This window comes from Thermus kawarayensis JCM 12314, from assembly GCF_055393575.1.
On record NZ_AP043756.1, the window covers coordinates 1,300,578 to 1,325,071 of the forward strand.

At 67.7% G+C, this 24,494-nt stretch carries 29 protein-coding genes and 3 tRNA genes; 18 read left to right on the forward strand and 14 right to left on the reverse strand.

Features of this window, described 5'->3' with window-relative positions; all coding sequences use genetic code 11:
• Positions 1 to 5 precede the first annotated feature (5 nt).
• Both ACZ5RK_RS07270 and ACZ5RK_RS07275 read right to left on the reverse strand, forming a co-directional pair.
• Positions 6 to 1,625 carry a hypothetical protein gene (locus tag ACZ5RK_RS07270; RefSeq protein ID WP_464908612.1) on the reverse strand — a complete coding sequence of 540 codons (1,620 nt, stop codon included), beginning with the start codon at positions 1,623 to 1,625 and terminating at the stop codon, positions 6 to 8.
• A gap of 21 nt (positions 1,626 to 1,646) precedes the next feature.
• Positions 1,647 to 2,138, reverse strand: a complete 492-nt coding sequence (locus ACZ5RK_RS07275) for a hypothetical protein (RefSeq protein WP_464908613.1) — start codon at positions 2,136 to 2,138, stop codon at positions 1,647 to 1,649.
• A gap of 131 nt (positions 2,139 to 2,269) precedes the next feature.
• Between ACZ5RK_RS07275 and ACZ5RK_RS07280 the strand changes: the two genes are divergently transcribed.
• From ACZ5RK_RS07280 to ACZ5RK_RS07310, 7 genes are read left to right on the forward strand one after another with little or no spacing between them, the layout of a single operon-like run.
• Positions 2,270 to 2,590, forward strand: a complete 321-nt coding sequence (locus ACZ5RK_RS07280; protein ID WP_054647297.1) for a hypothetical protein — start codon at positions 2,270 to 2,272, stop codon at positions 2,588 to 2,590.
• A gap of 34 nt (positions 2,591 to 2,624) precedes the next feature.
• Positions 2,625 to 3,881, forward strand: coding sequence for a flippase (locus tag ACZ5RK_RS07285; protein WP_464908614.1), 1,257 nt, complete (start codon positions 2,625 to 2,627; stop codon positions 3,879 to 3,881).
• Positions 3,871 to 4,989: a UDP-galactopyranose mutase gene (glf, locus tag ACZ5RK_RS07290; RefSeq protein WP_464908615.1), complete on the forward strand. Its 1,119-nt coding sequence runs from the start codon at positions 3,871 to 3,873 to the stop codon at positions 4,987 to 4,989. The genes ACZ5RK_RS07285 and glf overlap by 11 nt, the downstream gene beginning before the upstream one ends.
• Positions 4,982 to 5,887, forward strand: a complete 906-nt coding sequence (locus ACZ5RK_RS07295; protein WP_464908616.1) for a glycosyltransferase family 2 protein — start codon at positions 4,982 to 4,984, stop codon at positions 5,885 to 5,887. Before glf ends, ACZ5RK_RS07295 begins: the two co-directional genes overlap by 8 nt.
• Before the next feature lie 30 nt (positions 5,888 to 5,917).
• Positions 5,918 to 6,841 carry a glycosyltransferase family 2 protein gene (locus ACZ5RK_RS07300; protein WP_464908617.1) on the forward strand — a complete coding sequence of 308 codons (924 nt, stop codon included), beginning with the start codon at positions 5,918 to 5,920 and terminating at the stop codon, positions 6,839 to 6,841.
• 17 nt (positions 6,842 to 6,858) lie between these two features.
• Positions 6,859 to 7,953, forward strand: coding sequence for a glycosyltransferase family 4 protein (locus tag ACZ5RK_RS07305; RefSeq protein WP_464908618.1), 1,095 nt, complete (start codon positions 6,859 to 6,861; stop codon positions 7,951 to 7,953).
• A gap of 9 nt (positions 7,954 to 7,962) precedes the next feature.
• Complete coding sequence (locus ACZ5RK_RS07310) at positions 7,963 to 9,192, forward strand: sugar transferase (protein ID WP_464908619.1); 1,230 nt, start codon at positions 7,963 to 7,965, stop codon at positions 9,190 to 9,192.
• Positions 9,193 to 9,329: 137 nt separating this feature from the next.
• Here ACZ5RK_RS07310 and ACZ5RK_RS07315 read toward each other — a convergent pair whose 3' ends face one another.
• From ACZ5RK_RS07315 to ACZ5RK_RS07335, 5 genes are read right to left on the reverse strand one after another with little or no spacing between them, the layout of a single operon-like run.
• Positions 9,330 to 9,554, reverse strand: coding sequence for a hypothetical protein (locus ACZ5RK_RS07315; RefSeq protein ID WP_054647694.1), 225 nt, complete (start codon positions 9,552 to 9,554; stop codon positions 9,330 to 9,332).
• Positions 9,554 to 10,777, reverse strand: a complete 1,224-nt coding sequence (locus ACZ5RK_RS07320; protein WP_464908620.1) for a vWA domain-containing protein — start codon at positions 10,775 to 10,777, stop codon at positions 9,554 to 9,556. Before ACZ5RK_RS07320 ends, ACZ5RK_RS07315 begins: the two co-directional genes overlap by 1 nt.
• Positions 10,774 to 11,160 (reverse strand): HI0074 family nucleotidyltransferase substrate-binding subunit, encoded by a 387-nt coding sequence (locus ACZ5RK_RS07325; protein ID WP_054647685.1) that lies wholly within the window; start codon positions 11,158 to 11,160, stop codon positions 10,774 to 10,776. The genes ACZ5RK_RS07320 and ACZ5RK_RS07325 overlap by 4 nt, the downstream gene beginning before the upstream one ends.
• Positions 11,145 to 11,447 (reverse strand): nucleotidyltransferase domain-containing protein, encoded by a 303-nt coding sequence (locus tag ACZ5RK_RS07330; RefSeq protein ID WP_464908621.1) that lies wholly within the window; start codon positions 11,445 to 11,447, stop codon positions 11,145 to 11,147. The genes ACZ5RK_RS07325 and ACZ5RK_RS07330 overlap by 16 nt, the downstream gene beginning before the upstream one ends.
• Entirely contained in the window at positions 11,437 to 12,831 is a 1,395-nt protein-coding gene (locus tag ACZ5RK_RS07335) for a sigma 54-interacting transcriptional regulator (protein WP_464908622.1), read from the reverse strand. The genes ACZ5RK_RS07330 and ACZ5RK_RS07335 overlap by 11 nt, the downstream gene beginning before the upstream one ends.
• Before the next feature lie 73 nt (positions 12,832 to 12,904).
• Here ACZ5RK_RS07335 and ACZ5RK_RS07340 point away from each other — a divergent pair, with 73 nt between their 5' ends.
• From ACZ5RK_RS07340 to ACZ5RK_RS07365, 6 genes are all read left to right on the forward strand, one after another.
• Positions 12,905 to 13,288: a HEPN domain-containing protein gene (locus tag ACZ5RK_RS07340; protein ID WP_464908623.1), complete on the forward strand. Its 384-nt coding sequence runs from the start codon at positions 12,905 to 12,907 to the stop codon at positions 13,286 to 13,288.
• Positions 13,285 to 13,653 (forward strand): nucleotidyltransferase domain-containing protein, encoded by a 369-nt coding sequence (locus ACZ5RK_RS07345; protein ID WP_464908624.1) that lies wholly within the window; start codon positions 13,285 to 13,287, stop codon positions 13,651 to 13,653. The genes ACZ5RK_RS07340 and ACZ5RK_RS07345 overlap by 4 nt, the downstream gene beginning before the upstream one ends.
• Positions 13,654 to 13,663: 10 nt before the next feature.
• Positions 13,664 to 14,230 carry an ATP-dependent protease subunit HslV gene (gene hslV, locus ACZ5RK_RS07350; RefSeq protein ID WP_464908625.1) on the forward strand — a complete coding sequence of 189 codons (567 nt, stop codon included), beginning with the start codon at positions 13,664 to 13,666 and terminating at the stop codon, positions 14,228 to 14,230.
• Positions 14,227 to 15,477 (forward strand): ATP-dependent protease ATPase subunit HslU, encoded by a 1,251-nt coding sequence (hslU, locus tag ACZ5RK_RS07355; protein ID WP_464908626.1) that lies wholly within the window; start codon positions 14,227 to 14,229, stop codon positions 15,475 to 15,477. The genes hslV and hslU overlap by 4 nt, the downstream gene beginning before the upstream one ends.
• 9 nt (positions 15,478 to 15,486) lie before the next feature.
• Positions 15,487 to 16,551: a tetratricopeptide repeat protein gene (locus ACZ5RK_RS07360; protein ID WP_464908627.1), complete on the forward strand. Its 1,065-nt coding sequence runs from the start codon at positions 15,487 to 15,489 to the stop codon at positions 16,549 to 16,551.
• 96 nt (positions 16,552 to 16,647) lie between these two features.
• Positions 16,648 to 17,385 carry a formate dehydrogenase accessory sulfurtransferase FdhD gene (locus ACZ5RK_RS07365; protein WP_464908628.1) on the forward strand — a complete coding sequence of 246 codons (738 nt, stop codon included), beginning with the start codon at positions 16,648 to 16,650 and terminating at the stop codon, positions 17,383 to 17,385.
• Here the strand turns inward: ACZ5RK_RS07365 and tatA are convergent.
• Positions 17,375 to 17,539: a twin-arginine translocase TatA/TatE family subunit gene (tatA, locus tag ACZ5RK_RS07370; protein WP_464908629.1), complete on the reverse strand. Its 165-nt coding sequence runs from the start codon at positions 17,537 to 17,539 to the stop codon at positions 17,375 to 17,377. The two genes, ACZ5RK_RS07365 and tatA, sit on opposite strands and share 11 nt — an antisense overlap.
• 71 nt (positions 17,540 to 17,610) lie before the next feature.
• On the opposite strand from tatA, the gene ACZ5RK_RS07375 reads away from it, so the two are divergent.
• The 4 genes from ACZ5RK_RS07375 to mscL all read left to right on the forward strand — a co-directional run bounded on the left by ACZ5RK_RS07375 (position 17,611) and on the right by mscL (position 18,358).
• Positions 17,611 to 17,687 (forward strand) — tRNA-Pro (locus tag ACZ5RK_RS07375).
• Position 17,688: 1 nt separating this feature from the next.
• Positions 17,689 to 17,764: transfer RNA gene (locus ACZ5RK_RS07380), tRNA-Gly, on the forward strand.
• 34 nt (positions 17,765 to 17,798) lie between these two features.
• Positions 17,799 to 17,874 (forward strand) — tRNA-Arg (locus ACZ5RK_RS07385).
• Between the two features lie 106 nt (positions 17,875 to 17,980).
• Positions 17,981 to 18,358, forward strand: coding sequence for a large conductance mechanosensitive channel protein MscL (gene mscL / locus ACZ5RK_RS07390; protein ID WP_054647855.1), 378 nt, complete (start codon positions 17,981 to 17,983; stop codon positions 18,356 to 18,358).
• On the opposite strand, the gene ACZ5RK_RS07395 is transcribed toward mscL, so the two are convergent.
• Positions 18,342 to 19,163 carry a hypothetical protein gene (locus ACZ5RK_RS07395; protein ID WP_464908630.1) on the reverse strand — a complete coding sequence of 274 codons (822 nt, stop codon included), beginning with the start codon at positions 19,161 to 19,163 and terminating at the stop codon, positions 18,342 to 18,344. The genes mscL and ACZ5RK_RS07395 overlap by 17 nt on opposite strands.
• Positions 19,164 to 19,210: 47 nt before the next feature.
• Between ACZ5RK_RS07395 and ACZ5RK_RS07400 the strand changes: the two genes are divergently transcribed.
• On the forward strand, positions 19,211 to 20,269 hold the full coding sequence (locus ACZ5RK_RS07400) for a pyridoxal-phosphate-dependent aminotransferase family protein (RefSeq protein ID WP_464908631.1): 1,059 nt from the start codon (positions 19,211 to 19,213) through the stop codon (positions 20,267 to 20,269).
• Here ACZ5RK_RS07400 and ACZ5RK_RS07405 read toward each other — a convergent pair.
• From ACZ5RK_RS07405 to ACZ5RK_RS07425, 5 genes are all read right to left on the reverse strand, one after another.
• Positions 20,244 to 20,822, reverse strand: coding sequence for a TIGR01440 family protein (locus tag ACZ5RK_RS07405; RefSeq protein ID WP_464908632.1), 579 nt, complete (start codon positions 20,820 to 20,822; stop codon positions 20,244 to 20,246). The genes ACZ5RK_RS07400 and ACZ5RK_RS07405 overlap by 26 nt on opposite strands.
• A gap of 108 nt (positions 20,823 to 20,930) precedes the next feature.
• A complete protein-coding gene (gene mqnP, locus ACZ5RK_RS07410; protein WP_464908633.1) occupies positions 20,931 to 21,782 on the reverse strand; it encodes a menaquinone biosynthesis prenyltransferase MqnP in 852 nt (283 codons plus the stop codon).
• Positions 21,779 to 22,129 carry an aspartate 1-decarboxylase gene (gene panD, locus ACZ5RK_RS07415; RefSeq protein WP_464910072.1) on the reverse strand — a complete coding sequence of 117 codons (351 nt, stop codon included), beginning with the start codon at positions 22,127 to 22,129 and terminating at the stop codon, positions 21,779 to 21,781. The genes mqnP and panD overlap by 4 nt, the downstream gene beginning before the upstream one ends.
• A 23-nt stretch (positions 22,130 to 22,152) precedes the next feature.
• Positions 22,153 to 23,700: an Rqc2 family fibronectin-binding protein gene (locus ACZ5RK_RS07420; RefSeq protein WP_464908634.1), complete on the reverse strand. Its 1,548-nt coding sequence runs from the start codon at positions 23,698 to 23,700 to the stop codon at positions 22,153 to 22,155.
• Positions 23,685 to 24,449: a tRNA (adenine-N1)-methyltransferase gene (locus ACZ5RK_RS07425; protein ID WP_464908635.1), complete on the reverse strand. Its 765-nt coding sequence runs from the start codon at positions 24,447 to 24,449 to the stop codon at positions 23,685 to 23,687. The genes ACZ5RK_RS07420 and ACZ5RK_RS07425 overlap by 16 nt, the downstream gene beginning before the upstream one ends.
• Between the last annotated feature and the right edge of the window lie 45 nt (positions 24,450 to 24,494).

Sequence of the window (24,494 nt, forward strand, 5' to 3'; positions counted from 1 at the left end):
CTATCTTAGCGCAGGCTGAGGCCGAAGGAGAACCCAGGCCCCGTGGCCTCATCGTACTGCCCCTTGAGGACGTTTTGCACCCTGAGCTCGTAGGCGAAGCACCCGTCGTAGTAGCGGAGGGTGAGGCCGTACCGGCTCGGGCCCCCCTCCCCCCACCCTAGCTCCGGGGCGAGCCAGAGGGCCTGGCAACAGGTCCGCTCGGGCAGGGGCATGGCGTAGGCCAGGCGCATCTCCCCGTAGCTTCCCCGCACGTAGCCCAGGCGGAGGGTGCCCAAGGCCTCCTCCCGGTACTCCCCCTCCAGCCGGTCCATCCGGTTGCCCAGGGGGTTTTCCAGGGTGTAGCGGAGGGCGAAGGGCCCCCGGCGCCCTTCCAGGAAGAGCCTTTGGAACTCGTCCCGGTTCTCGTAGGAGAAGGGCGGGGTCTTCCCCAGGACCTCGAGCCTCCCCGCATACCCCGCCCGCAGGGCCAGGTCCCCCTCCCGGAACCCTCCCTCCACGCCGCCTCCCACCGCCAGGTAGGGGGCGTAGGGGGTCCCGGGGTATAGGGCGGCCAAGAGGGCAGGGGAGAGGGCGAGGCTGAAGGGGCCTTCCCTGAGGGTCTTTTGGTAGCCCCCCTCCACCCCCAGGGTCCAGCCCTGGCTCCTTCCCGTCTCGGCGTAGCGCAGGAAGGGGCTCAAGGTCAGGCCCTCCAGGCGGAAGGTGGGCCGGTAGCGGGCCTCGAGGCGGGGAGTGTCGGCGTCGGGGGGGTGGGGGCTTGCCGCAAGGAAGAGGTCATCCCAGTAGGCCTGGACCCCTGGGGCGTACCCGAGCTGTACCTCGGCCCCCCGTCCCCCTTCCCTTAAGCCCAGGCGCAGGGCTTCCTGAGGGGTGCCAAGCCCCGTGGCCAGGAGAGTGAACCTCCTCTCCCACCGGCCGACCTCCTCCCCTGGCCTGGGGAGGGGAAAGTCCTGGAGGCCCAGGGTCCAGCTCCCGGTACTCGAGCCTCCTAAGACCAAAGGGTTTCTCAGGTCCGGCCGTTGGTTGACGCTGGCCCGCGCTTCCCCTAAGGGAAGGTCCAGCCCCCATAGCCCCAAGGTGGCTTCCCCCTTAAGCTCTCCTGTCTTTGGGTCAAACCGGGCCTCCTCCATGGAAAGGCGCACCTCCTCCCCACAGGGGCAGGGGGTGGCGAGGAAGCCCTTGAGCCTGGCCTCCTCCCTGGTGAAGCGGGCCTCCTCCGCCCTCACCCGGTAGGCGGGGCTTTCCAGCCGGACCCCCAGGCCCAGGAGAGGGGTTTCCAGGCGGAGGCTCTCGGCCTCGGCCTTGAGGCTTCCCTTCTCCAGGCGTACCCCGTACAGGGTCTTCCCCTCCAGCCTTTCCGCCCACAGGCGCCAGCCTTGGGCTTCTCCCCGGAGTCCCTCCGCCTGGAAGGCGCTTTGGGCCTCGAGGTAGCGGAGGAGGGGGGTCTCCAGGTAGAGCCCCTCCCGCTCCAGGCAGGCCCTGCCCTCAAAGACCAGGACCTCGCCGTCGTAGCTCAGGTTCTCCCCGCCTAGGAGGCCTTCTTCCGTCTCCAAGGTGTAGGGCCTCTCCCCGCAGGGGCCCGCCAGGGCGGCCCCCAGGAGAAGGGCCAGGACCAGCGCCCGCTTCATGGGAAAGAGGATACCCCGCCTTCAGGGCTTCCAGCCCGAGGGGCTTGCCGGGTAGGGCGGGGCCTGGTTCCGCCTCAGCTCCACCCGGAAAAGCCGGCTTAGGGTGACCGTGCCCCCGGTCTGGGCCGCCTCCCTCAGGGCCCGGTCCAGGAGGGCGGAGAGCTCCAAGAGGAACCGATCCTGCCGGGCCTTCTCCACGGGGAGGGCCCCGGAGGTGAAGCAGGCGGGGTTCACCGCCTGGCAGTGCCGCTCCAGCCGAAGCCTTCCTCCCAAAAAGTAGAGCCGCCAGCCCCCCAGGTCCACCCGGTATCCCGCCCGCAGGTGGTCCCGGTACTGGAGGGAGAGGGCCTCCCATAGCGCCCGGGCTTCCTTGTTCCTGGGACTGAGGGTGTAGCGCCAGGCCCTGGCCCCCTGGGCGGTGAGGGTCTGGCTTTGGGTGAGCCCCCAGTCCTGGGCCAGGGCCAGGCCCCAGAGGGCCAGGGCGAAGAGCATCCAGGGGATCATGGGAGCCATTTTACCCAGATGGATCAGCGGGGGAGGGAAGGGACAGGACCTCTTTCCGCAGGCCGTCACTCCTCCCCTCCGGTTTCTCCAGAGCGCTCCGGCTTCCCTTACGGCTGGGGGCGTGTTATGCTTCCTTTCCGATGAGCGCGCCCATCCGCTTCGGCACCGAGGGCTTCCGGGGGGTCATCGCCCGGGACTTCACCTTCGCCGCCCTCCACCGCCTGGACCTCCCTCTGAAGGCCCTCCTGGACCTCGCCTCCCTCCGAGAGCCCCGCCCCCTGGCCGGCTTCACCCCCAGGGGGGTGGACACCCTGGACGGGGTGAAGTGGCTCTACGAGGAAGCCTGGGTCCTCTTCCGGGCCTCTGGGACGGAGCCCGTGGTGCGGGTCTACGTGGAGGCCACGAGCCCCGGGCTGGTCCAGGCGCTTCTAGAGGAGGCGCGGAAGCCGGTGGAGGAATAGCCTCATGGGCTTGCCCTCTCGCCTTTGGACCAGAGTGGAACGGGCGTGGCGAAGCCCCACCCTGCGCAACCTCCTTTACCTCTACGCCGTCCAGGCGGCCAACTACCTCTTTCCCTTCATCACCCTGCCCTATCTGGCCCGGGTCTTGGGGCCGGAAGGGTTCGGCAAGCTCGCCTTGGCCCAGGCCCTCTCCCTGTACTTCTACATGCTCTTGGAGTACGCCCTCTCCCTTTCGGCCACCCGGGAGGTGTCCAAGTGGCGGCACGAGCTTCAGGTCTTACGGGGCATCCTAAGCGGGGTGTTGGCCGCTAGGTGGCTTCTCCTGTTACCCGCTGGAGCGATGGCCTTGCTCGTCCTCTACTTTTTCCCGCCTTTGCGTGGAGAGGCGGGCCTCGTGGGAGGAAGCTTTCTCCTCGCCATGGGAACAGGCTTGAGCCCAGCCTGGTTCTTCCAGGGTGTGGAGCGGATGGGGCCGGTAGCCCTCATGGAGTTCTCCGTCCGTTTTCTGGCAACCCTAGGCATTTTCTTCCTCGTGCGCTCCCCGGCGCAGGTGGCCTGGCCTCTGTATCTTCAGGCCCTGGCAGCCCTTGCCGTGAGCTTCGTGGGCTTCCTTTGGGCGGTGTCTTGGGTGGGGCTCCGCCCAGGATTCAGAGAGGGATGGGTTTGGCTCAGGCGAGGTTTTGGCCTCTTTCTCTCTCGCCTGGTAGCCAGCCTTTACACCACGGCGAACGTGTTGCTGGTGGGGTTTTTCTCGCCAGCCGCCCAGGTGGCCCTCTACGCAAACGCCGAGAGGCTTACCAGGGCCCTGACACCTATGTGGGAACCCTTCAACAAGTTGTTCTTGCCCCGCTTTTCCTATCTTCTAGAGAAAGACCCTCTGGAGGCTACCAGGCTCGCCAGACGGGTGGGCGGGCTAACCCTCCTCTTGGGTTTCTTGGGGGCGGGTGCTCTGACCTACGTTTCCCCCTTCTTGGTCCGGGTGCTCCTAGGGCCCGGGTACGAAGGGACCGTGCCCTTGATGCGGGTTCTGGCGTGGCTTCTCCCCCTGATCGCCCTCTCCAACTTCCTGGGCATCCAGTGGATGCTGGCTCAGAGGATGGACCGCCCCTTCAATGCCGTCATCTTTATCGCCGGGCTTTTGAACGTCTCCCTGGCTCTCCTCGTGGTCCCCCGCCACGGGGCTCTGGGGATGGCCTGGGTGGTGGTCCTTTCCGAGGCCTGGGTGACCGGGGCCATGCTAGTTTATCTCTGGTGGAGGGGCCGGTTGCCCTGGAGGGCGCGTGAAGGTTGACTACCTCATCGTGGGCGCGGGGTTCACCGGGGCCACCTTGGCGGAGCGGCTGGCCTCGGCGGGAAAGCGGGTCCTGGTGGTGGACCGGAGGGACCACATCGGGGGGAACGCCTACGACGAGATGGAGCCCCATGGGGTTCTGATCCACCGCTATGGCCCCCACATCTTCCACACCAACAGCAAAAAGGTCTTTGACTACCTCTCCCAGTTCACCGAGTGGCGCCCCTACTACCACCGGGTGCGGGCCGTGGTGGAGGGTAAGGAGGTCCCCCTCCCCTTCAGTCTCGCCACCCTCCGCGCCCTCTTCTCCCCAAGGGTTGCCGACCGCCTGGAGGAGAAGCTCATGGCCCGCTTCGGCTACGGGGCCCGGGTTCCCATCCTCCGGCTCAAGGAGGAGGAAGACCCGGACCTGAGGTTCCTGGCGGACTACGTCTACCGCAACGTCTTTGAGGGGTACACCCTGAAGCAGTGGGGCCTGCGCCCCGAGGAGCTCTCCCCTTCGGTCACCGCACGGGTGCCGGTCCTGGTGAGCTACGACACCCGTTACTTCCAGGACACCTACCAGGCCATGCCCAAGGAGGGCTACACCGCCCTCTTCCGCCGGATGCTCGGCCACCCCAACATCAAGCTCCTCCTCCAAACCGACTGGAAGGAGGTGGAAGGGGAGGTGCGCTTTGACCGCCTCGTCTTCACCGGGCCCATAGACGAGTTCTTCGGCTACCTTCACGGAGCCCTGCCCTACCGCTCCCTAAGCTTCCGGATGGAGTTCCATCCCAAGCCCTGGGCGCAGGAGGTGGGCACGGTGAACTACCCCAACGAGCACCCCTACACCCGGGTCACGGAGTTCAAGCACCTGACGGGGCAGGACTACCTCCCCCACTCCACCCTGTGCTACGAGTACCCCGAGGCCTACGAGCCTGGGAGGAACGAGCCCTACTACCCGGTGCCCAGGGAGGAGAACGAGGAGCGCTACCGGAGGTACCTGGAGGAGGCGAAACAGCTCAAGGGGGTTTATTTCGCGGGAAGGCTTGGGGACTATCGCTATTACAACATGGACCAGGCGGTGGCCCGGGTCCTGAAGCTCTTTGAGGAGTTGACCCATGGGTGAAAAGGTTTGCGCGGTGATCGTGACCTACAACCGGAAGGCGCTCCTCCGGGAGTGCTTGCAGGCGGTGCTTTCCCAGACCCGCCCCCCCGACCACGTCCTGGTGGTGGACAACGCCTCCACCGACGGCACCCCCGAGATGCTTCAAGAGGCCTTCCCCCAGGTGGAGGTCCTCAGGCTCCCCGAGAACCGAGGGGGAGCAGGGGGATTCCACGAGGGCATGAAGAGGGCTTACGAGGAAGGATATGAGTGGATATGGGTACTCGACGATGATACGATCCCGGAAGCCACCACCCTCTTTTTCCTCCTGGAGGCCGCTAAGCGCTACACCCTGGACATAGCCAGCCCCATTGCTGTTTCCTACGATGACCCCGAGAAGCTTGCTTGTCCCCTCCTGAAGAGAGGGGTGTTGACCTACGAGTTGCGTTCAGTACTCCAAGATAAGCCGCGCTTCAGGGAGAACCTTCTGTTTCTAGGCGTTCTACTCAACAGACGTGTGGTGGAGCGGGTAGGGTTACCCGACTCCCGCCTCTTCATCCGGGGCGATGAAGTGGAGTACAACAGGCGTATACTGAGAGCGGGACTTAGGACGGCAATCCTCCCTTGGGTTCGGGTAAGGCATCCGAGTTTCTCGGGAGAACTCTTCTTCCTCTTAGGAAAGCGCTTCGCCGTTGGTTACTCCGGAAGCAAGTTCAAGGACTTTTACAACTTTCGTAACCGGATGTACATCTTCCGCAAACATAGCAGGCTTTGGCCAGCTTGGGTGCTTTTGGAAGCTATAAGGCATGCCCTCTTCTTCCTTTTCCTTCGGAGGTGGGACTGGCCAGGGTTTGTCTTTTGGGCCAAGGCGGCCTATCTCGGACTACGCGGCAGGCTTATACCGTACGAGGACTTCCGCTGAGGAGAACTGGGAGCTTGAGGAGGGATGGGTATGCGTGGAAACTCTCTCGCCAAGGATCCCCCTCTTGTCACGGTAGGGCTCCCCGTGTACAACCCGGGGTCCTTCTTGTCATGGGCCATAAGGTCCGTCTTTGCCCAGACCTATTCCTCGTGGGAGCTTGTGGTGGTGGACGATGGGTCCACGGACGGGAGTTTGGAGCGTTTAAGGAAAATCGAAGACCCCAGGGTGCGTGTCCTGACCGATGGGAAACGGCGGGGTTTGCCCTACCGGCTGAACCAGGTTCTAGAGGAAGCCTCTGGAGACTTCATCGCTCGCATGGATGCCGATGATCTTATGGACCCACGGAGGCTAGAGCGCCAAGTAGCGCATCTTCTCGAAAACCCAGGACTGGATGCTGTAACGACAGGGGCTTATATGGTAGACCGACGGAACCAGCCTCTTGCTCTTTGGCCCGCACGCCAACCATCACTAGAGGACGTGCTGTCTTGGGGAGGGTACTTGCATGCTTCTCTCCTTGCCCGGAGGGGTTGGTATCAAAAGAACCCCTATTCCTTAGATTATCCTAGAGCCGAAGATCGTGAATTCTTTGTACGAACTTGGAACATCGCCAAGATAAGTGTCCTTGCAGAACCTTTGTACTTTTACCGATGGTTTGGCGTTGTAAAGCTCCAACATTTTTTGCTGGGCTATGCTAGCGAACGCCGAATACTTCGGCGCTATGGACCTCAGCTTGTTGGTTGGAGGAGAACGGCTGTTTTCATTGGGAAGAGTTATATAAAAACTTTTATCACTTATGTCGCACATCACCTCAACCTTGGGTCGTTATTAGAGCGTAGGCCAAGATTTTCACCTTTAAATCTAGAGGACCTTGCAAAAGCTCAGAGTGCGATAAGAGTGGTGGCCCAAACTTGGGTTCCTGGCTGGGAAACATTGGACGACCTAGATTCTTCTTAACCTAGTACGGGTTAGTCATGCGCCTCCTCTACCTCATCACCCGCGCTGAGCCTGGGGGAGCCCAGGTCCACCTCCTGGAGCTCCTCAGGGGCTTTCGGGACCGGGCAGAGCTACACCTGGGCGTGGGGGAGGACCGGGACGGCTTCCTGGTGGAGGAGGCGGAGCGCTTAGGGGTTAAGGTTCGCCCCTTAAGGTACCTGGTCCAGCCCGTGCGCCCTACAAAGGACCCCCTTGGCCTCTTTGAGGTGATGGCCCTCGTCCGGAAGGTGCGGCCCCACCTCCTCCACGCCCACTCCTCCAAGGCGGGGTTTTTAGGACGCTTGGGGGCCCGGGCCCTGGGGGTGAAGAGCGTCTTCACCGCCCACGGCTGGGCCTTCACCGAGGGGGTTCCGGAAGGGCGGAGGAAGCTCGCCCTCGCCATGGAGCGCCTAGCCGGAAAGCTTGGGGACCGGGTGATCGCCGTGTCCCACCACGACCGGGACCTCGCCCTTCGCCACCGGGTGGTGCCCCCGGAGAGGCTCAGGGTGGTCTGGAACGGCGTGCCCGATACTCCCCTTCGGGCCCGCCCCGAGGTCCACCCCCCCAGGCTCGTCATGGTGGCCCGCTTCGCCCCCCCAAAAGACCACGCCCTCCTCCTGAGGGCCCTCTCCGGCCTGAGGGAGCTTCCCTGGAGGCTGGACCTGGTGGGGGAAGGCCCCCTCCTTCCCCGGGCCAAGGCCCTGGCCGAGGCCCTGGGGCTCGCGGGGCGGGTGCGCTTCCTCGGGGCGAGGCGGGATGTGGCGGAGGTCCTGGCGGAGGTCCAAGTCTTCGTCCTCGCCACCAACTGGGAGGGCCTGCCCCTCTCCGCGCTGGAGGCCATGCGGGCCGGGCTTCCCGTGGTGGCCACGGACGTGGGCGGGGTGGGGGAGGCGGTGGTGGAGGGGAAGACGGGATTCCTGGTGCCCCGGGGGGACGAGGAAGCCCTGAAGGCAAGGCTAAGGGCCCTCCTCCTCTCCCCGGACCTCAGAGCCTCCATGGGAGAAGCGGGGCGGAAGCGGTACGAGGAGGCCTTCACCCTGGAGAGGATGCTCCGGGAAACCTGGCGGGTCTATGAAGAAGTCCTGGGAAGGTAGCATGAGGCCATGGAGGTCTTAGAGGTGGCTCTCCCCGCCCACCCCTCCTTGGGCAAGGGGCGTTTCCCCTGGCCCCTCCTCCTCCCTCCCCTCCCCGCCCTCCTTGCGTTCCTCTTCCTCCTCCCCGTCTTGCCAGGAGGAGGGGAAACCTGGCTCCTCCTGGCTCTCACGGCCATGGCCCACCTCCTCGCCTTTCTCCTGACGGAGAGAATGGCCCGCTATCACGGGGGGGAGGCGCTGAGCGTCGGGGTCTTCAACCTCTTCCTCTTCACCCTTCTTCTCCTCGCGCTTCTCGCCATGGGAAGGCTTTACTACTCCAGGAGCTACCTCTTCCTCGCCACTCTCCTCGCCTTTCTCTTTCTCTTGGTCTACCTCAGAGGGAGGCCTCCCCTGAGGCTCCTCTTGGTGCGGGGAGGGCTCTCGGACAAGCTTCTAGAGGTTCTCCCTCACCGGGCGCTCCCCGTGGGGGACCGGAGCGGGGTGGAGGGCGTGGTGGTGGACCCCCGCCGGGTAGACCCTGACACCCTCCCCCTCGTTCTCCAGGCGGCCCTCGAGGGCCTCCCTGTCCTGGACGCAGGGAAGGTGTACGAGACCCTCACGGGACGGGTGTTCCTGGAGGGGGCCGAGGGGGTTTCCGCCCTGGCGGAGATGGACCCCGGCCTTTACCGCCACCTTAAGCGCCCCCTGGAGGTCTTCCTCATCCTCCTGTTCTCTCCCCTGCTCTTGCCCACCATGGCCCTCGTGGCCCTTGCTCTCTACCTGGACCTGGGAAGGCCTGTGCTCTTCGCCCAGGAGCGGGTGGGCCTCGGGGGGAGGGCCTTCAAGGCCTACAAGTTCCGCACCATGCGGGGAAAGCCCCGGGAAGGTGCCTACGCCGGAGAGGAGGCAGGGAGGATCACCCCCTTGGGGCGCTTTCTCCGCCGCTACCGCTTAGACGAGCTTCCCCAGCTCCTCAACGTCCTCAAGGGGGAGATGAGCCTCGTGGGCCCCCGGCCCGAGCAGCGGGTTCTGGCCGAGGCCTACGCCCGGGAGATCCCCCTTTACGCCCTCAGGCACACGGTGCGCCCTGGCCTCACGGGGTGGGCCCAGGTGCACCAGGGCTACGCCGAGGGGAAGGAGGAAACCTTGGTGAAGCTGAGTTACGACCTCTACTACATCAAGCACCTCTCCTTCTTCCTGGACCTCCGGATCCTCCTCCGCACCCTTTGGGTGGTCCTCACGGGTTTTCGGGCGAAGTAGGGAGATAGGGGATAGAGCCTCCCCTGGGTGTTCCTCTCCGCCGTGCTGAGGTAAGGAGCAGGGCTAGGCCCTCTCGAGGCAGGGGGCGCGATGTGGGCCCGCGGTTCCCTGTTCCGGCCGGGCTCTGCGGGACAAGGCTAAGGCCAGGCCGCCTCCTCCAGGGCCCTTTCCGCCTCCTCCATGTACCGGTCCCAGGGAATGAGGGCGTACCCCCCTTCCCCCCGGGCGGCGTAGTAGGGAAGGTCTAGGGATAGGGGGATGCGCACCTCCGGGTGGGCCCGCACCAGGGCGGGAGGGGGCCTGAGGAAGACCCGCGGGCGCCTCAGGCGTTCCAGGAGAAGGGCCAGCCGGAAGGGGGCCATCAGTTCCTCCGCACCTTCTTGTTGAGGAAGTCCAGGAGGAGGTACCTCCCGATGTTCCCGGGGCTCGTGAGGTAGGCCTTGCCCCGGGTGATCTGGGAGAGCTTCTTCACGAAGGCGAGGAGCTCGGGTTCCCGGGCCAGCATGAAGGTGTGGATGGGGATCCCCTCCCGTCTGGCCAGGGTGGCCTCCTTCAGGGTCTCCGCCAGGATCAAGGGGTCCAGGCCCCAGGCGTTCTTGTAGATTTCCCCGCTGGGGAGGGTGAGGGCGGAGGGCTTGCCGTCGGTGATGAGGATGATCTGCTTCATCTCCCCGCCCATCCTCCTGAGGAGGGTGCGGGCGAGCTCGAGGCCCGCCTTGGTGTTGGTGTGGTAGGGGCCCACCTGGGCCAGGGGGAGCCTGGCCAGGGGGATTTCCTCGGCGGTGTCGTGGAAGAGGACGAAGCGCACCCGGTCCCCGGGGTATTGGGTGCGGATGAGGTGGGCGAGGGCCAGGGCCACCTTCTTGGCCGGGGTAAAGCGGTCCTCCCCGTAAAGGATCATGGAGTGGGAGCAGTCCAGGAGGACCACGGTGCTCATGCTGGCGGTGTACTCGGCCAGGTCCATGACCAGGTCCTCGTGGGAGAGGTTTTCCAGGCCCTTGAAGGCCACCTTCTTCAGGGTCTCGGGGACGTTGAGGTCCAAGGGGTCCCCCCACTCCCAGGGCTTGGTCTCCCCGGTCTTCTCCACCCCGGGGGCGTGGTGGGGGGTGGGGTGGAGGCCCGGGGGGTTGCGGCCCAGGGCCCCCAGGAGCTCCCGCAGGCTCTTCAGGCCCAGGAAGTCCGAGGCCTTCTCCGTGAGCTCAAACCGGGCCTCCCCCGCCTCGCCCCGGTAGCCCCCCTGGGCGGGCGCCGTGGGGTCCTCGCCGGGAAGGCGCAGGTAGCCCGCCTCTTTGAGCTTCCGGATCATCCCTTGGATGGCCTGGTGGAGGCGGGTTTCCTCCTTGCGGTCGGCGAAGCGGGACTCCCGGAGCCAGTCCTCGGGGACGAGCTCCTTTTGGAGGAGGGCCTGGAGGAGGGCGTCGTAGAGGTCCTCCAGGGTGGGGGCGCGGCCCGGGTCCGGATCGTAGCGCTGGAAGGGGTCAGAAAACCCCGAGTCCAGGAGGAAGTCCTCCAGGAGGGAGAGGATCTCCTCGGGGGAGAGGTCCTCCAGGCCTCCCTCGTAGCGGCTGTAGCGGATGGCCTTCATCTTTGCAACCTCCCCAGGACCTGTTCCATGAGCCTGGCGTAGTCCGGAAGCCGCCGGAAGATGGCCCAGGCCAGGCTCTCGCTGTACGTGTGGACCGTGAGGTTGCGGTCGTCCACCATGCCCAAGGCCAAGCGGGCCTCCTCCTCCCCCAAAAGCCCCGCCTCCCGGGCCAGGCGGATGACCCCCTTGGGGCTTGCCCCCTCCAGCCCCTCCACCTCCCGGAGGTAGGCCTGGAGGGCCTTCCAGAAGGCCTCAAAGGTGTACTCAAAGCGCTGGATGGCGGCGTCCCGCTCCACGGGGCTCGGGTCTTGCAGGAAGGCCAGCTCCCTAAGGGTGGCGAGGGCCTTCTCCGCGACCTGGATCCGCTCTAAAACTCGGCCCACAGGACTCCCTCCCTAAGCACCCGCTCCCGGAAGGCGGGTTCGGCCTCGGCGAGGTCCACGAGGTCCACCCGCCGCACCACGGGGGCCTCCTCCAGGGCCTCCCGAAGGAGGGGCATGAGGGGGGCGAGGGGCGTGGGCGAGAGGAGGGCGAGGTCCAGGTCGGAGGCCCGCCTCCCCTCCCCTCGGGCGAAGGAGCCGAAGAGGAAGAGCTTCGCCCCCGTGCCCTTGAGGTGGGGGCCCAGGGCCTTTAGAACCGCTTCCTTGTCCCGGTCCAGGCTAGTTGCCATAGCTCCTCGGGCGCTCCGCCGCCTGGTAGCTGGCCTCGCCCCGGGAGAGCTTCCGCCGCCCCACCAGGCCCTCGAGGACGAACTCCCCGGCGGAGAGGAGGAGCTCCGGGGTCTCCTCTCCCGCCAGCGTCCTCGCCGCCTCCAGAAGGCCCGGCACCCCCGCCATGGCCTCCAGCGCCTCCTCAACCCCCCCCTCGGGCAGGGTGAGGAGGTTCCCCGCCTCGAAGTGGGCCAGGATGGGCTCGGTCTTGAGGCGGTAGCGGGGGAGGACCAGGCCGAAGGCCCGCTGGACGATCTCCCGCGCCACCTTCTCCGCCCCTTGGAGCTCCCCCTCGTACTCCAGCTCCAGCTTCCCGGTGACGGCGGGGAGCCCCTGGTAGAGGTCTAGGGGCCTGGCCACGGGCCTTCCCCCGTGGAGGAGGGCGCGGCGCTCGGCGCTTGCCGCCACCACCTCCAGGAGGCTTATGGAGAGGCGCTGGCTGACCCCCGCCGTCTGGTCCACCCTCCGGTCCTCCCGGGCGGCGAAGGCCACGGCCTCCACGGAAAGCCTGACCCACTCGGGGACGAGGACCCCTTCGGGCACGTAGGCCTCCTGGGCGCTGATCCTGGCCCCCTCCTCCAGGGTGCGGGGGTAGTGGGTGCGGATCTCGCTCCCGATGCGGTCCTTGAGGGGGGTCACGATCCTCCCCCTTGCGGTGTAGTCCTGGGGGTTGGCGGTGAAGACCAGCCAGACGTCCAGGGGGAGCCTCAGGGGGTAGCCCCGGATCTGGACGTCTCCCTCCTCGAGGATGTTGAAGAGGGCCACCTGCACCTTGGGGGCGAGGTCGGCGAGCTCGTTGACGGCGAAGATCCCCCGGTTGGCCCGGGGGAGGAGGCCATAGTGGATGCTCTCCAGGTCGGCCATCCCCGTGCCCCTGCGGGCCGCCTTGATGGGGTCCATGTCCCCCAGGAGGTCGGCCACGGTGGTGTCAGGGGTGGCGAGCTTCTCCACGTAGCGCTCCTCCCTCCCCACCCAGAGGATGGGGGCCTCGTCCCCGGCCTCCTGCAGGAGGCGCTTTCCCTCGGGGGAGATGGGGTTTAGGGGGTTGTCGCGAAGCTCCGTGGCCAGGGCGGGGACCTCCTCGTCCAGAAGGCTTGTGAGGCTCCTGAGGATGCGGCTTTTCGCCTGGCCCCGGGTGCCCAGGAGGATGAAGTTCTGCTTGGCGAGGATGGCCTGGACCAGGGCGGGGATCACCGTGTCCTCGTAGCCGTGGATGCCGGGGAAGAGCCGTTCCCCCCGCTTAAGCTTCTCCCGGAGGTTCTCCCGGGCCTCCTCCTTCACGGTGCGGCGGAGCTTTTCCAGGGGGTAGGTGCGCTTGAGTTCGCCTAGGGTCTTGGCCTTCACCTTTCCCAGTCTAGGGGAAGGGGAGGGCGGGGTGTGTGCCGTGGGTTCCCCTGGGGCGTGGGATAATAGAGGGGTGAACCGGGCCCGGGACTGGCTGGAGCAGGCCAGGCACAACCTCCACCACGCCCAGGGAAGCCTGGGTCTGGGCGACTACGCCTGGGCCTGCTTCGCCGCCCAGCAGGCCGCCGAGGCGGCCCTTAAGGGGCTTCATCTTGCCCGCGGCCAGGTGGCCTGGGGCCACTCCATCCTAGACCTTCTGGCCGACCTTCCGGAGGACGTGGACGTGCCCGAGGACCTGGTGGAGGCCGCCAAGGTCCTGGACAAGTACTACATCCCCACCCGCTACCCGGACGCCCACCCGGCGGGCCCGGCCGCCCGGCACTACACCCGCCTCGAGGCCGAGGAGGCCCTGGCCCTGGCCCAAAGGATCCTGGCCTTCGTGGAGGGGAAGCTTTGACCCGGGTCTTCCGCTTTGACCCCAAGGCCCGCCTCGAGGAGGTGGCCGGGGCGGCGCGGGCCCTGGGGGAGCGCCCCGAGGTCCTCGCCGTGGTCCTCTTCGGCTCCCTGGCCCGGGGGGAGGCCACCGCCTTCAGCGACGCCGACCTCCTGGTCCTCCTCCGGGACACCCCCCTTCCCTTTCCCGAAAGGCTCGTGCGCTACCGCCCGGAAGGGGTGCGCCGGGTGGAGGTCTTCCCCTACACCCTGGCCGAGGCGAGGGAAAGCCGGGAGGCGGGCTTGGGCGTGGTCCCGGCCGCCCTCCGGGAGGGGAAGGTCCTCTTTGAAAGGGAAAGGGCCTGGGAGGCCTTCCGCCGCCTAGACTAACGCCCTTCTCATGCCCAAGGGGTATGGTGGCGGCGTGGAGATTCACGGCACCACCATCCTGGCCGTGCGCAAGGGCGGGGTCACCGCCATGGCCGGGGACGGGCAGGTCACCTTCGGCCAGACCGTGCTCAAGCGGGGGGCGGTGAAGGTGCGGAGGCTGGAGGTGGGGGAAGGGGTCCTGGTGGGCTTCGCCGGGGGCGTGGCCGACGCCATGGCCCTCCTGGAGCGCTTTGAGGAACGGCTCAAGGAGGCCAAGGGGAACCTCCTGAAGGGGGCGGTGGAGACCGCTAAGCTCTGGCGCACCGACCGGGTGCTCCGCCACCTCCAGGCCATGATCGTGGCCGCGGACCGGGAGGGCATGGTCCTCCTTTCGGGAAGCGGGGAGGTGATCACCCCGGAGGAGCCCCTTTTGGCGGTGGGGAGCGGGGGGCCCTACGCCCTCGCCGCCGCCAAGGCGCTTTTCCGCCACTCCGCCCTCTCGGCCAAGGAGATCGCCGAGGAGGCCATTAGGATCGCCGCCGAGGTGGACCTCTACACCTCGGGCCAGGTGACGGTCCTCACCCTGGGAGAGGCATGAACCTGACGCCCGCCGAGATCGTACGGGAGCTTTCCAAGCACATCGTGGGCCAGGAGGCCGCCAAGCGCGCGGTGGCCGTGGCCTTGAGGAACCGGTACCGCCGCAAGAGGCTCCCCCCGGAGATGGCCCGGGAGGTCACCCCCAAGAACATCCTCATGATCGGGCCCACGGGGGTAGGGAAGACGGAGATCGCCCGCCGCCTCGCCCGCCTCGCCGGGGCGCCTTTTGTGAAGGTGGAGGCCACCAAGTTCACCGAGGTGGGCTACGTGGGCCGGGACGTGGACGCCATCGTCCGGGACCTGGCGGAGGCCAGCTACCAGCTCGTGCTGGAGGAGATGAAGAAAAGGGTGGAGGAGAAGGCCCTGGCCTTCGCCGAGGAGGAGCTCGCCACCCTGCTTCGGGCCTCGGTGGCCGAGGTGCGCTCGGGCCGCCTGGACGGCCACTTCGTGGAGGTCCAGGTGGAGGAGGAGGTCTCCTTGCCCTTCATGGGGGTCTTAGGGGGGGAGGGCTTCGGGGGGATGGGGGAGATGCTCAAGGGCCTCCTCCCCAAGCGCCCGGTGCGCAAGCGGATGACGGTGAGGGAGGCCCGGGAGGTCCTCAAAAACCAGCACGCCGAGCGCCTCATTGACCAGGAGGAGCTCAAGGAAGAGGCCAGGCGCCGGGCCCAGGAGGAGGGCATCGTCTTCATCGACGAGATAGACAAGGTGGCCCGGAAGGAGGGCACGGTGGGGCCGGACGTCTCGGGGGAAGGGGTGCAGCGGGACCTGCTTCCCATCGTGGAGGGGACGGTGGTCTCCACGAGGATCGGCCCCATCTCCACGGAGCACGTCCTCTTCATCGCCGCCGGGGCCTTCCACGTGGCCAAGCCCTCGGACCTCATCCCCGAGCTCCAGGGGCGGTTTCCCATCAGGGTGGAGCTCTCCCCCTTGGGCCCCGAGGAGTTCTACCGCATCCTCAAGGAGCCGGAGAACTCCCTTATCCGCCAGTACACCGAGCTCCTCAAGGCCGACGGCACCGAGCTCGTCTTTGAGGACGAGGCCCTCTGGGCCATCGCCAGGGCGGCCCACCGGGCCAACCAGGAGCTGGAGGACATCGGGGCCAGGCGGCTCGCCACGGTTCTGGAAAGGGTGCTGGAGGAGGTGAGCTTCCAGACCGACCTGGGCCGGGTGGAGATCACCCGGGCCTACGTGGAAAAGCGGCTCGAGGAGGTTTTCGCCTCCCCGGACTTGACGAGGTTTGTCCTGTAGGAGGGAAGGATGCGCTGGTTGCTCGTGGCTTTTGGCTTGCTTGGGGTTCCCGGCCTGGCCCAGACCCCCCCGCCCCCGGCAGGGCAGGTGCAGCAGGACCCCCTGAAGATGGGGGTGCAGCTTTACGCCCTCGGGCGGTACGAGGCGGCCCTGGCCTTTTTTGAGCGGGCGGCCAAGGAAAATCCCAGTAACCCCGACGCCCTTTACTGGCTGGCCCGGGCCCAGCTGAAGATGGGCCTTCTGAACCCCGCCTTGGAAAACGCCAAGGGCCTGGTGGCCAAGAACCCCCGCTACATCGGGGGGTACATGGTCCTCTCCGAGGCCTACGTGGCCCTCTACCGGGCCTCGGAGGACCGGGAGAAGGCCAGGGGCTACCTGGAGCAGGCCCTTTCGGTGTTGCGGGATGCGGAGAAGGTCAATCCCCGCTACCCGGCCCTCTTTGCCCAGCGGGGTCTGGTCTACGCCCTCCTGGGGCAGCCGGACAAGGCGGAGGAGGCCTTTAAGAGGGCCCTGGCCCTGGAGGACAGCGCCGGGGTGCGGGCCGCCTTGGCCGAGCTTTACCTCTCCCTGGGCCGTCTGGACGAGGCCCTGGAGCAGTACGCCAGGGCCGTGGCCCTGGCCCCCAAGGACCTGGACCTCAGGGTGCGCTACGCCTCGGCCCTCCTCCTGAAGGGAAAGGCGGAGGAGGCGGCGAAGGTCTTGGAGGAGGGCCACCGGCTGAAGCCCTTGGACGCCGAGGGCTGGTACACCCTGGGCCAGGCCTACTGGGCCCTGGGGAAGGCGAAGGAGGCGGGGGTGGCCCTGGAGAACGCCGTCGCCCTAGCCCCCTTGCGCTTCCCCGCCGCCTACTACTACCTGGGGCAGGTCTACATGGTCCTCGGGGACTACCCGAAGGCCAAGAGCCGCCTCACGGTGGCGGTGCGCCTCGAGCCCAAGCGGGCGGAGTACCGCTACGGGCTCTGCCTGGCCAACGAGCGGCTGGGGGACAAGGAAGGGGCCCGCTACCAGTGCCAGGAGGCCCTGAAGCTCAGGCCGGGCTACAAGGAGGCGGAGGAGGTCCTTAAGCGGCTTTGACGCCACAGGCCGGGCCCAAGGGGCTCCTTGGTTGCGGGGGCAAGGTGGGGGCGCTTACTTTACCCCTCTCCTCCTTGGGCTAGGGTGAAGGCACCCATGTGGCGCTTTGAGCGGGGCACCTTCACCCCGGAGGACTTCCCCCTCCCCGAGGAGGCAAGCCTCCTTCTCTTGGTGAACGGCAGGCCCTGGACGACCCTGGCCTACACCCCCGGGGAGGAGGCCTACCTGGCGGTGGGCCACCTCTTCCTGAGCGGGGTCCTGCGGGGCCTGGAGGGGGTGCGGCTCAGGGTGGGGGAGGGGGTGGTCCTCCTGGACCTCCCCTACGAGCCCGAGAAACCCCCGGGGGTGCGGGACAGCGGCTGCGCCGGGGGCCTCCGCCACGGGGAGCCCAGGCTTTCCCCCCTCCCTCCCGTGCCCCTGGACCCCGGTCTTCCCCTCCACCTTTTGGCCACCTTGCGGGCGGAGGCCCGGGCCTACCCGAGGAGCCGGGGCATCCACGGGGCCGCCCTTTTTGACCTGGAGGGGCGGCTTCTTTACCTGAACGAGGACATCGGGCGGCACAACGCCGTGGACCGGCTGGCGGGGTACATGCTTTTGGAGGGGGTGAGGCCGCCGGTGCTGGTGGCCAGCACGGGGCGGGCGAGCCGGGAGATGGTGGCCAAGGCCATCGGGATGGGGGCGGTGCTCCTGGCGAGCCGCACGGGGGCCACGGCCCAGGCGGTGGCCCTGGCCCGGGGGTACGGCCTGGCCCTGGCGGCCTACGTGCGTCCCACGGGCTACCGCCTCTACGCCCCCGGGGGGATGCCGGTGGCCGAAGGGGCCTTCAGGCCTTAGGCTCTTCCTTCTTCTCCTCGCCCTCCTGCAGCCCCTTTTTAAACTCCCGCGCCGACTGGCCGATTCCCCGGGCCAGCTCGGGGAGCTTCTTGGCGCCGAAGAGGAGGAGGATGACCAGGAGGATGAGGAGGATCTCCAGGGGTCCTAAGCGCATGGGGCCATGATAGCACGCCTTGACCCTCCTAGGGTGAGGTGCTATCGTGGCCTCTGGGTGGCCACGGCCTCCGGGGCGTAGCGCAGGCCGGCAGCGCACCTGCTTTGGGAGCAGGGGGTCGCCCGTTCAAATCGGGCCGCCCCGACCACGCGGGAGTAGCTCAGTTGGTAGAGCATCGGCCTTCCAAGCCGAGGGTCGCGGGTTCGAGTCCCGTCTCCCGCTCCAAAGGGCCGGGGTTTTCGCCCCGGCTCCCTTGCTTGGGCCCGTAGCTCAGGGGACAGAGCAGCCGCCTTCTAAGCGGTCGGTCGGGGGTTCGAATCCCTCCGGGCCCGCCAGCTTCAGGATGCAAAGCTTCCGCGTGGGGAAGCATAAGCCCAGGTCAGTTTGAGACCATTTATTGCCCGAAAAGAAGTTTTGTATCCTATTCGCGGAGGAATGATTATGCTGAAGGGTCTTAAGGAGTTTTTGTTTCGGGGCAACGTGTTGGATTTGGCCGTGGCTGTTGTTGTGGGTGCGGCTTTCGGTCAGGTGGTGAACAGTCTGGTGTCGGACATCGTTACGCCTCTTATAGGCGTTTTAGGTGGGGTGCCGGACTTTGCGGGCGTCAAGCTGGGGCCCGTGGCTTTGGGAAAGTTCCTAAATGCCCTGCTCAACTTCATCGTTGTGGGGGCGGCGGTTTACTTCCTGGTGGTGGTACCTACCCAGAGGGTGCGAATGCTCGGGAAAAAAGCGGAAGCATTACCTCTCCCTCCTGCGGAACCTCCGGAAGAGGTTAAGCTCCTTCGGGAAATCCTAGGGGAGCTCAGGAAGAAGGCCTAAGCCGATTCCAGAAGAAGAGGGCCAGATACCCCAGGCCGAGTTCGGGCCTGGGGTCTGTGGTCACGGAAAGCGCGAAGCCGTGGAAGAGGAGGCTTTCCAGGGCGTGAAGGGGGCTTCTTGGGAGAAGGTCCTTGAGGGCGGGGCCCTGCTTGAGGGCCAAAAGGGCCAGGTAGGGGAGGTAGGGCCAGGGCCCCGTGGCGAGGCCCAGGGCGGAGGCCCCGAGGCTTAAGAAGGCCAGGGCCCGGGCGGGGGGTAGGGGGTCCAGGGCCAGGGGCCTAAGCTCGCCCCAGGGGAGCTCCTCCTCCCCCGGCCAGGGCTCTTGGAAGAGGAGGAGCCGCTTTCCCTCGTGGCCTCCCAGGTAGAGGCGGGGGTCTGGGGATGCCCCCAGGGGGAGGAGCAGGGCGGGGTTCTCCCGGAGGGCCTGGAAGAGGAGGGGGTCCAGGGGGAGGCCGTCCACCAGGAACCAGGCGTGGAGCCTCCCCGAGAGGAAGAAGCCCAAGGCCCTTTCCACCCGGTGGCCCCGGTGGGCCAGGATCCCGGGCCAGGCCTCCGGGGGCTCTTTGAGGAGGGCTTCCCGCCAGGGCGGGGCAGCTTTGAGGGGAGCGGTGCGGAGGCGGAAGCGGACCTCCAGGGCCTCCCCTTCCTCCAGGGCGAAGCGGGCGAGGAGGTTGCCTTGGGCCTCGTAGACCTCGAGGGGCTTGTGGGAGAGAAAAACCTCCCCCACCTCCTGCCCCGGGAGGGTTTGGGGCAGGGGGAGAAGGTACGCCCCGCCGGAGGGTGGATAGAAGCGGAGGGCCCAGCGCACACGCCTAGGCTACCCCGCCCGGGCCCCCTTTCCGCTACACTTCTCCCATGGACTGGCTCCTCACCCCCGGTCCCGTGCGCCTGCACCCCAAGGCCCTGGAGGCCCTGGCCCGCCCCCAGCTCCACCACCGCACCGGGCCCGCCCGGGCCCTGTTCCTGAGGGCGCGGGACCTCCTCAAGGAGGCCTTCCGCACCCAGGGCGAGGTCCTCGTCCTCACGGGAAGCGGGACCCTGGCCATGGAGGCCCTGGTGAAGAACCTCTTTGCCCCCGGGGAGAAGGTCTTGGTCCCGGTCTACGGCAAGTTCTCCGAGCGCTTTTACGAGATCGCCCGGGAGGCGGGGCTTTCCGTGGAGCGCCTGGACTACCCCTACGGCCGGGTGCCCCGCCCCGAGGACGTGGCCAGGGAAGGGTATGCGGGCCTCCTCCTCGTCCACTCGGAGACCTCCACCGGGGCCTTGGTGGACCTTCCCGCCCTGGCCCGGGCCTTCAAGGCCAAGAACCCGGAGGGCCTGGTGGGGGCGGACATGGTGACGAGCCTTTTGGTGAGGGAGGTGGCCCTCGAGGCCTGGGGGGTGGACGCCGCCGCCTCGGGGAGCCAGAAGGGGCTGATGTGCCCCCCGGGCCTGGGCTTCGTGGCCCTCTCCCCCCGGGCCCTGGAGCGGCTTAAGCCCCGGGGGTATTACCTGGACCTGGCCCGGGAGCTGAAGGCCCAAAGGGAAGGGGAGAGCGCCTGGACCCCGGCCATCAACCTGGTGGGGGCGGTGGCCGCCGTCCTGGAGGCGGTCCTCCCCCGCCTGGAGGAGCACCTCGCCCTCAAGGCCTGGCAGAACGCCCTCCTCTATGGGGTGGGGGAGGAGCGGGGCCTGAGGCCCGTTCCCGAGGTGCCAAGCCCCGCCGTGGCCGCCTTTTACCTGCCGGAAGGGGTGGCCTACGGGGCGGTGAAGGAGGCCTTTGCCCGGAGGGGCGCCGTCATCGCCGGGGGGCAGGGGCCCTTGAAGGGCCGGGCCTTCCGCCTCTCCCTCATGGGGGCCTACGACCGCTACGAGGCCCTGGGGGTGGCGGCCCTCTTCCGCGAGGCCCTCAGCGATATTCTTCCAGCTTCCTGAGCATCTCCTCCCGGGTGTAGACCGCCCTGGCCCCCCCTATGAGCTTAGGCCGGGTCTTGGCGGCGAGGAGGACGGCCTCGCCGATTTTGCGCAGGGAAAGCCTTAGGGGCACGGCCACGGGGCGGAGGTGCATGCCGATGAGGACGCCCCCGATGTCCATCCCCCCGTGGGCCTGGGCCTTGAGGGACTCCACCATCACGGGGTCCCTAAAGCGCAGGAAGGCCGCCGTGGCCAAGGCCCCGCCCGCCTTGGGGTGGGGGAAGACGGTGACCTCCTCGAGGCCGTAGGCCAGGGCCGCTTCCCGCTCCACCACCAACGCCCGGTTCAGGTGCTCGCACCCCTGGACGGCCACCCACACCCCCCTCTCCGCCAGGGGGGGAAGGAGGCCCTCCAGGAGGGCCTCGGCCACCTGAAGGCTCGGCCTCATCCCCACCCTCTCCCCCAGGACCTCGCTGGTGGAGCCCCCCAGGACGAAGAGGCTTCCCTTCCCCATGGGGAAGAGGTCCAGGAACTCTAGGATCGCCCGTTCTGCCGCCTTGCGGATGCCCTCCATGCCCTCAGGGTACCAGGGCTTTTTAAGCACCCCTCCGGCGAAGGCCAGAGCAGGGGCCCCGAAAGGGCTTCCTTGAGGTAGGGGCTTACAGAACCAAGGCGCGGGCACTTAAGGCAGGGCAAGGTCCAAGACGATGAAGAGGAACATCCCCAGGCTCACCCCCACGTTGGCCTGGAAGAAGGCCTGGTCCACCCTGGAAAGGTCCTCGGGGGAGACCAGGCGGTGCTCCAGGAGGAGAAGCCCCCCCACGAGGAAGAGGCCCAGGTAGTAAAAGGGACCCGCCCCGTAGGCCAGGCCCGCCCCGAGGAGGGCGAGCCAGGCCAGGAGGTGGGTGGCCCGGGCGGCCTCGAGGGCCCGGGGAATCCCGAAGCGGGCGGGGACGCTTTGCACCCCGAAAGCCCGGTCAAAGGCGTAGTCCTGGGTGGCGTAGAGGATGTCAAACCCGGCGATCCAGAGCCCCACCCCGGCCCAGAGCCAGTAGGCCGTGGGGGCGAAGCTCCCCGTGACGGCGATCCACCCCCCGGCGGCGGCCGCCCCGATGGTGAGGCCCAAGACGTAGTGGCAAAGCCAGGTGAAGCGCTTGGTGTAGCTGTAGAAGGTAAGGAAGAAGACGGCCACGGGAAGGAGCCGGGCGGTGAGGGGGTTTAAGCGGAGCCCGGCGTAGACCAAGAGGCCGAGGCCGAAGAGGGCGAGGAGCAGGGTTTCCCAGGGCTTCACCAGGCCCTTGGGCAGGTGGCGGTTCCGGGTGCGGGGGTTCAGGGCGTCTATGCGCCAGTCTATGAGGCGGTTCAGGGCCATGGCCATGGTCCTGGCCCCCACCATGGCCAGGGTGACCAGGAGGAAGGTGGGCCACCCCGGCCACCCCTCCGCCGCCAGGAGCATCCCCGCGTAGGCGAAGGGCAGGGCGAAGAGGGTGTGCTCAAAGCGGAGAAGCTCCAGGTAGAGCCTTAGGCGCCTCACCCTTTGCGCACCTCGAGGATACGGTTCCTCTCGTCCACCAGCACCACGGTGGGCCTGAGGTGCCTCGCCTCCTCCTCCTCAAAGACCCCGTAGGCCACCAGGATCACCAGGTCCCCCGGCCGTACCAGGTGGGCGGCGGCCCCGTTGATCCTCACCTCCCCCGAGCCCCGCTCCCCGGGGAGGGCGTAGGTGGTGAGCCGGGCCCCGTTGGTGATGTCGTAGACGTCTACCTGCTCAAAGGGCAGGATCCCGGCGGCCTCCAGAAGCTCCTGGTCCACGGTCACCGAGCCCACGTAGTGGAGGTCGGCCTGGGTCACGGTGGCCCGGTGGATCTTGGCGTGGAACATCACGCGCCTCACGAAGCCCGAGTTTACTCCTCCGGGGCCTCCGTGGGAAGCGTGCCCTCCACGAAGAGGGTCTTGGCCTGGGTGTAGAGCACCTGGCCCGGGGGGGCCTTCCTCGGCCGCCAGACGTGCTTCTTGCGGGTGTAGTCCACCGCCACCTGCCTTTCCCCCCGCGCCTTGGAGTGGTAGGCGGCGAGCCTGGCGGCGAAGAGGAGGTCCTCCAGGGGAGGGCTTCTCCCCTCGGCTTTCAGGATCACGTGGCTTCCCGGCACCCCTTGGGCGTGGAACCAGAGGTCCTCCGAGTGGGCGAGCCGGGTGAGGAGGTCGTTCTCCTTGGCGTTCCGGCCCACCAGCACGGGGAAGCCGGAGGGGGAGGTGTAGCGGAGGCCCAGCCTGGCCTCCTTTTTCCTGGTCCTTTGGGAGAGGCGGGAAAGCTCCTCCCAGGAAGCCTCCCGCACCCGGGCCATCTCCTCCTCCAGGGCCCTCACCCGGGCCTCGGTCCTGGGGATGAGGTCCAGGGCCCTCTCCGCCAGCTCCTCCAGGCGCCTCGCCCGCTGGTAGAGCTTCTGGGCGTTCTCCTGGGGGGTGAGGGCGGGGTCCAGGGGGATTTCCACGGGGCTTCCGTCAAAGCCCTCCAGGACCACGCTCTCCTTCCCCCTGGGCACCTCCTTGAGCCGGGCCAGGAGGAGGTCGGCCCTTCGCCGGAGGCCCTCCGCCTCCTCCAGACGCTCCAGGGCCCTGTGGTAGTCCGCCAGGCGGGCGAGGAGGGTTCTCCTCTCCCTCTCCAGGGCCTCGAGGAGGGGTTTCCTCAGGGCCTCCTTCTCCTCCTCGGCGAGGCGCCGCCTCAGCTCCTCGGAAAGCTCCGCGCGCCAGGAGGGGTCCTCCACCAGGCTCCTCAGGGCCCGGAAGACCCGCCCCACCCCTGCCTCGTCCAAGGGGGCCTCCGGGGTGAGGCCCGCCCGCTTGGAGAGCTCCAGGAGGAGCTCCTTCCCGATGCCGTCCACGTGGCGGACCACTTCTTTTAGGGGCTTTCCCAAAAGCACCCGGAGGTCCTCCTCCGTCAGCGTCCTGGGGTCCAGCTTCTCGTAGGGGGGCGGGGGGGTGTAGGGGAGGCCGGGCTTGAGCTCCCGGTAGCGGTTCACCTCCTGGGTGATGACCCGGTCCACCCCGAGGATCCTCCCCTCCTCGTCCAGGAGGAGGAGGTTGGCGTTCCTGCCGGTGGCCTCCAGGACCAGGACAGAAGGGGGGGTGTCCACGAAGCCCCTTTCCCCGGCGAAGCGGAAGAGGGCCACCCGGTCCAGCTTGAGCTGCCTAGCCTCCGCCAGGGGCCCCTTGACCCGGGCCTGGAGCTGCCTCTGGAAGGGGGTCTTGGGCTCCCCCAGGAGGGTGCCCTCCTCCAGGGCCAGGCCCGGGGTGGGGGGGCGGTAGTGGAGGACCAGGTTGAAGATGCGCCCCGTCTTCCCCTTGAGGAGGAGGGCCACGGTCCCCTCCTCGGGGAAGGCCAGTCCCAGGTTCTGGGCGGGGAGCTCTTTGGCGAGCTCCCTCAGGAGGGCGTGGATCAGGAGACCTTCCATTTTCTGAAGGCGAGGAGGAAGGCGGTGTGCCCCACCTGCTGGAAGCGGGGGTGGGCCACGGGAAGGCGGATCTCCCATTCCCGCCAGCCCACCTCCAGCACCCGCTCCAGCCTCAAGGGGAGCCCCTCCGCCTCCCTCAGGGTCTCCAGGACCTGGGTGATGTTGGGGAGGTAGGCCACCAAGAAGCGGTCCGGGAGGAGGGCCTCCGCGGCCTTCCCGAGGACCTTCCAGGGCTCCATGAGGTCCAGGGCCACCCCGTGGTAGGCCTCCGGGGGAAGCTCGGCCTCCTCCAGGCCGCCCTGGTGGAAGCGGATGTTGTCCACCTTCCAGAAGGCCCGGATGTTCTCCACCGCCTGCTCAAGGTGGTGGGGACGCTTCTCGTAGGTGTCCACCAGGCCCTCCCGCCCCACCGCCCGGGCCAGGAAGAGGGTGAGCCCCCCCGAGCCCGTGCCCGCCTCCAGGACCCGCATCCCCGGGGCCAGGTCCAGGAGGGCCACCATGGCGCTGGCGTCCTTGGGGTAGGTGGGGGTGGCGCTCCTCTTCATGTGCAGGACGTATTCCTCCAGGGTAGGGCGGTGCACGGAAAGCACCTCCCCCAGGTGGGTGGCCACCCTGCCCCCGGGGCCCGCCTCCCAGATGGCCTCGTGGGGCACCGTCCCCCGGTGGTGGTGGAACACCCCCCCGGGCCGGAGGCGCACCAGGAAGGCCCGGCCCTTGGCGTCTTTGAGGAGGAAGAGCGCGCCTTCCACCCCGCCCACTTTAGCGGGCGGGCCCCGGGTAGTCCAGCGCCCGGC

Coding starts and splice junctions, on each gene's coding strand:
- ACZ5RK_RS07270 (WP_464908612.1), bottom strand. CDS start 1,625: ATGAAGCGGGCGCTGGTCCTGGCCCTTCTCCTGGGGGCCGCCCTGGCG.
- ACZ5RK_RS07275 (WP_464908613.1), bottom strand. CDS start 2,138: ATGGCTCCCATGATCCCCTGGATGCTCTTCGCCCTGGCCCTCTGGGGC.
- ACZ5RK_RS07280 (WP_054647297.1), top strand. CDS start 2,270: ATGAGCGCGCCCATCCGCTTCGGCACCGAGGGCTTCCGGGGGGTCATC.
- ACZ5RK_RS07295 (WP_464908616.1), top strand. CDS start 4,982: ATGGGTGAAAAGGTTTGCGCGGTGATCGTGACCTACAACCGGAAGGCG.
- ACZ5RK_RS07300 (WP_464908617.1), top strand. CDS start 5,918: ATGCGTGGAAACTCTCTCGCCAAGGATCCCCCTCTTGTCACGGTAGGG.
- ACZ5RK_RS07305 (WP_464908618.1), top strand. CDS start 6,859: ATGCGCCTCCTCTACCTCATCACCCGCGCTGAGCCTGGGGGAGCCCAG.
- ACZ5RK_RS07310 (WP_464908619.1), top strand. CDS start 7,963: ATGGAGGTCTTAGAGGTGGCTCTCCCCGCCCACCCCTCCTTGGGCAAG.
- ACZ5RK_RS07315 (WP_054647694.1), bottom strand. CDS start 9,554: ATGGCCCCCTTCCGGCTGGCCCTTCTCCTGGAACGCCTGAGGCGCCCG.
- ACZ5RK_RS07320 (WP_464908620.1), bottom strand. CDS start 10,777: ATGAAGGCCATCCGCTACAGCCGCTACGAGGGAGGCCTGGAGGACCTC.
- ACZ5RK_RS07330 (WP_464908621.1), bottom strand. CDS start 11,447: ATGGCAACTAGCCTGGACCGGGACAAGGAAGCGGTTCTAAAGGCCCTG.
- hslV (WP_464908625.1), top strand. CDS start 13,664: ATGCCCAAGGGGTATGGTGGCGGCGTGGAGATTCACGGCACCACCATC.
- hslU (WP_464908626.1), top strand. CDS start 14,227: ATGAACCTGACGCCCGCCGAGATCGTACGGGAGCTTTCCAAGCACATC.
- ACZ5RK_RS07360 (WP_464908627.1), top strand. CDS start 15,487: ATGCGCTGGTTGCTCGTGGCTTTTGGCTTGCTTGGGGTTCCCGGCCTG.
- ACZ5RK_RS07365 (WP_464908628.1), top strand. CDS start 16,648: ATGTGGCGCTTTGAGCGGGGCACCTTCACCCCGGAGGACTTCCCCCTC.
- tatA (WP_464908629.1), bottom strand. CDS start 17,539: ATGCGCTTAGGACCCCTGGAGATCCTCCTCATCCTCCTGGTCATCCTC.
- mscL (WP_054647855.1), top strand. CDS start 17,981: ATGCTGAAGGGTCTTAAGGAGTTTTTGTTTCGGGGCAACGTGTTGGAT.
- ACZ5RK_RS07400 (WP_464908631.1), top strand. CDS start 19,211: ATGGACTGGCTCCTCACCCCCGGTCCCGTGCGCCTGCACCCCAAGGCC.
- ACZ5RK_RS07405 (WP_464908632.1), bottom strand. CDS start 20,822: ATGGAGGGCATCCGCAAGGCGGCAGAACGGGCGATCCTAGAGTTCCTG.
- panD (WP_464910072.1), bottom strand. CDS start 22,129: ATGTTCCACGCCAAGATCCACCGGGCCACCGTGACCCAGGCCGACCTC.
- ACZ5RK_RS07420 (WP_464908634.1), bottom strand. CDS start 23,700: ATGGAAGGTCTCCTGATCCACGCCCTCCTGAGGGAGCTCGCCAAAGAG.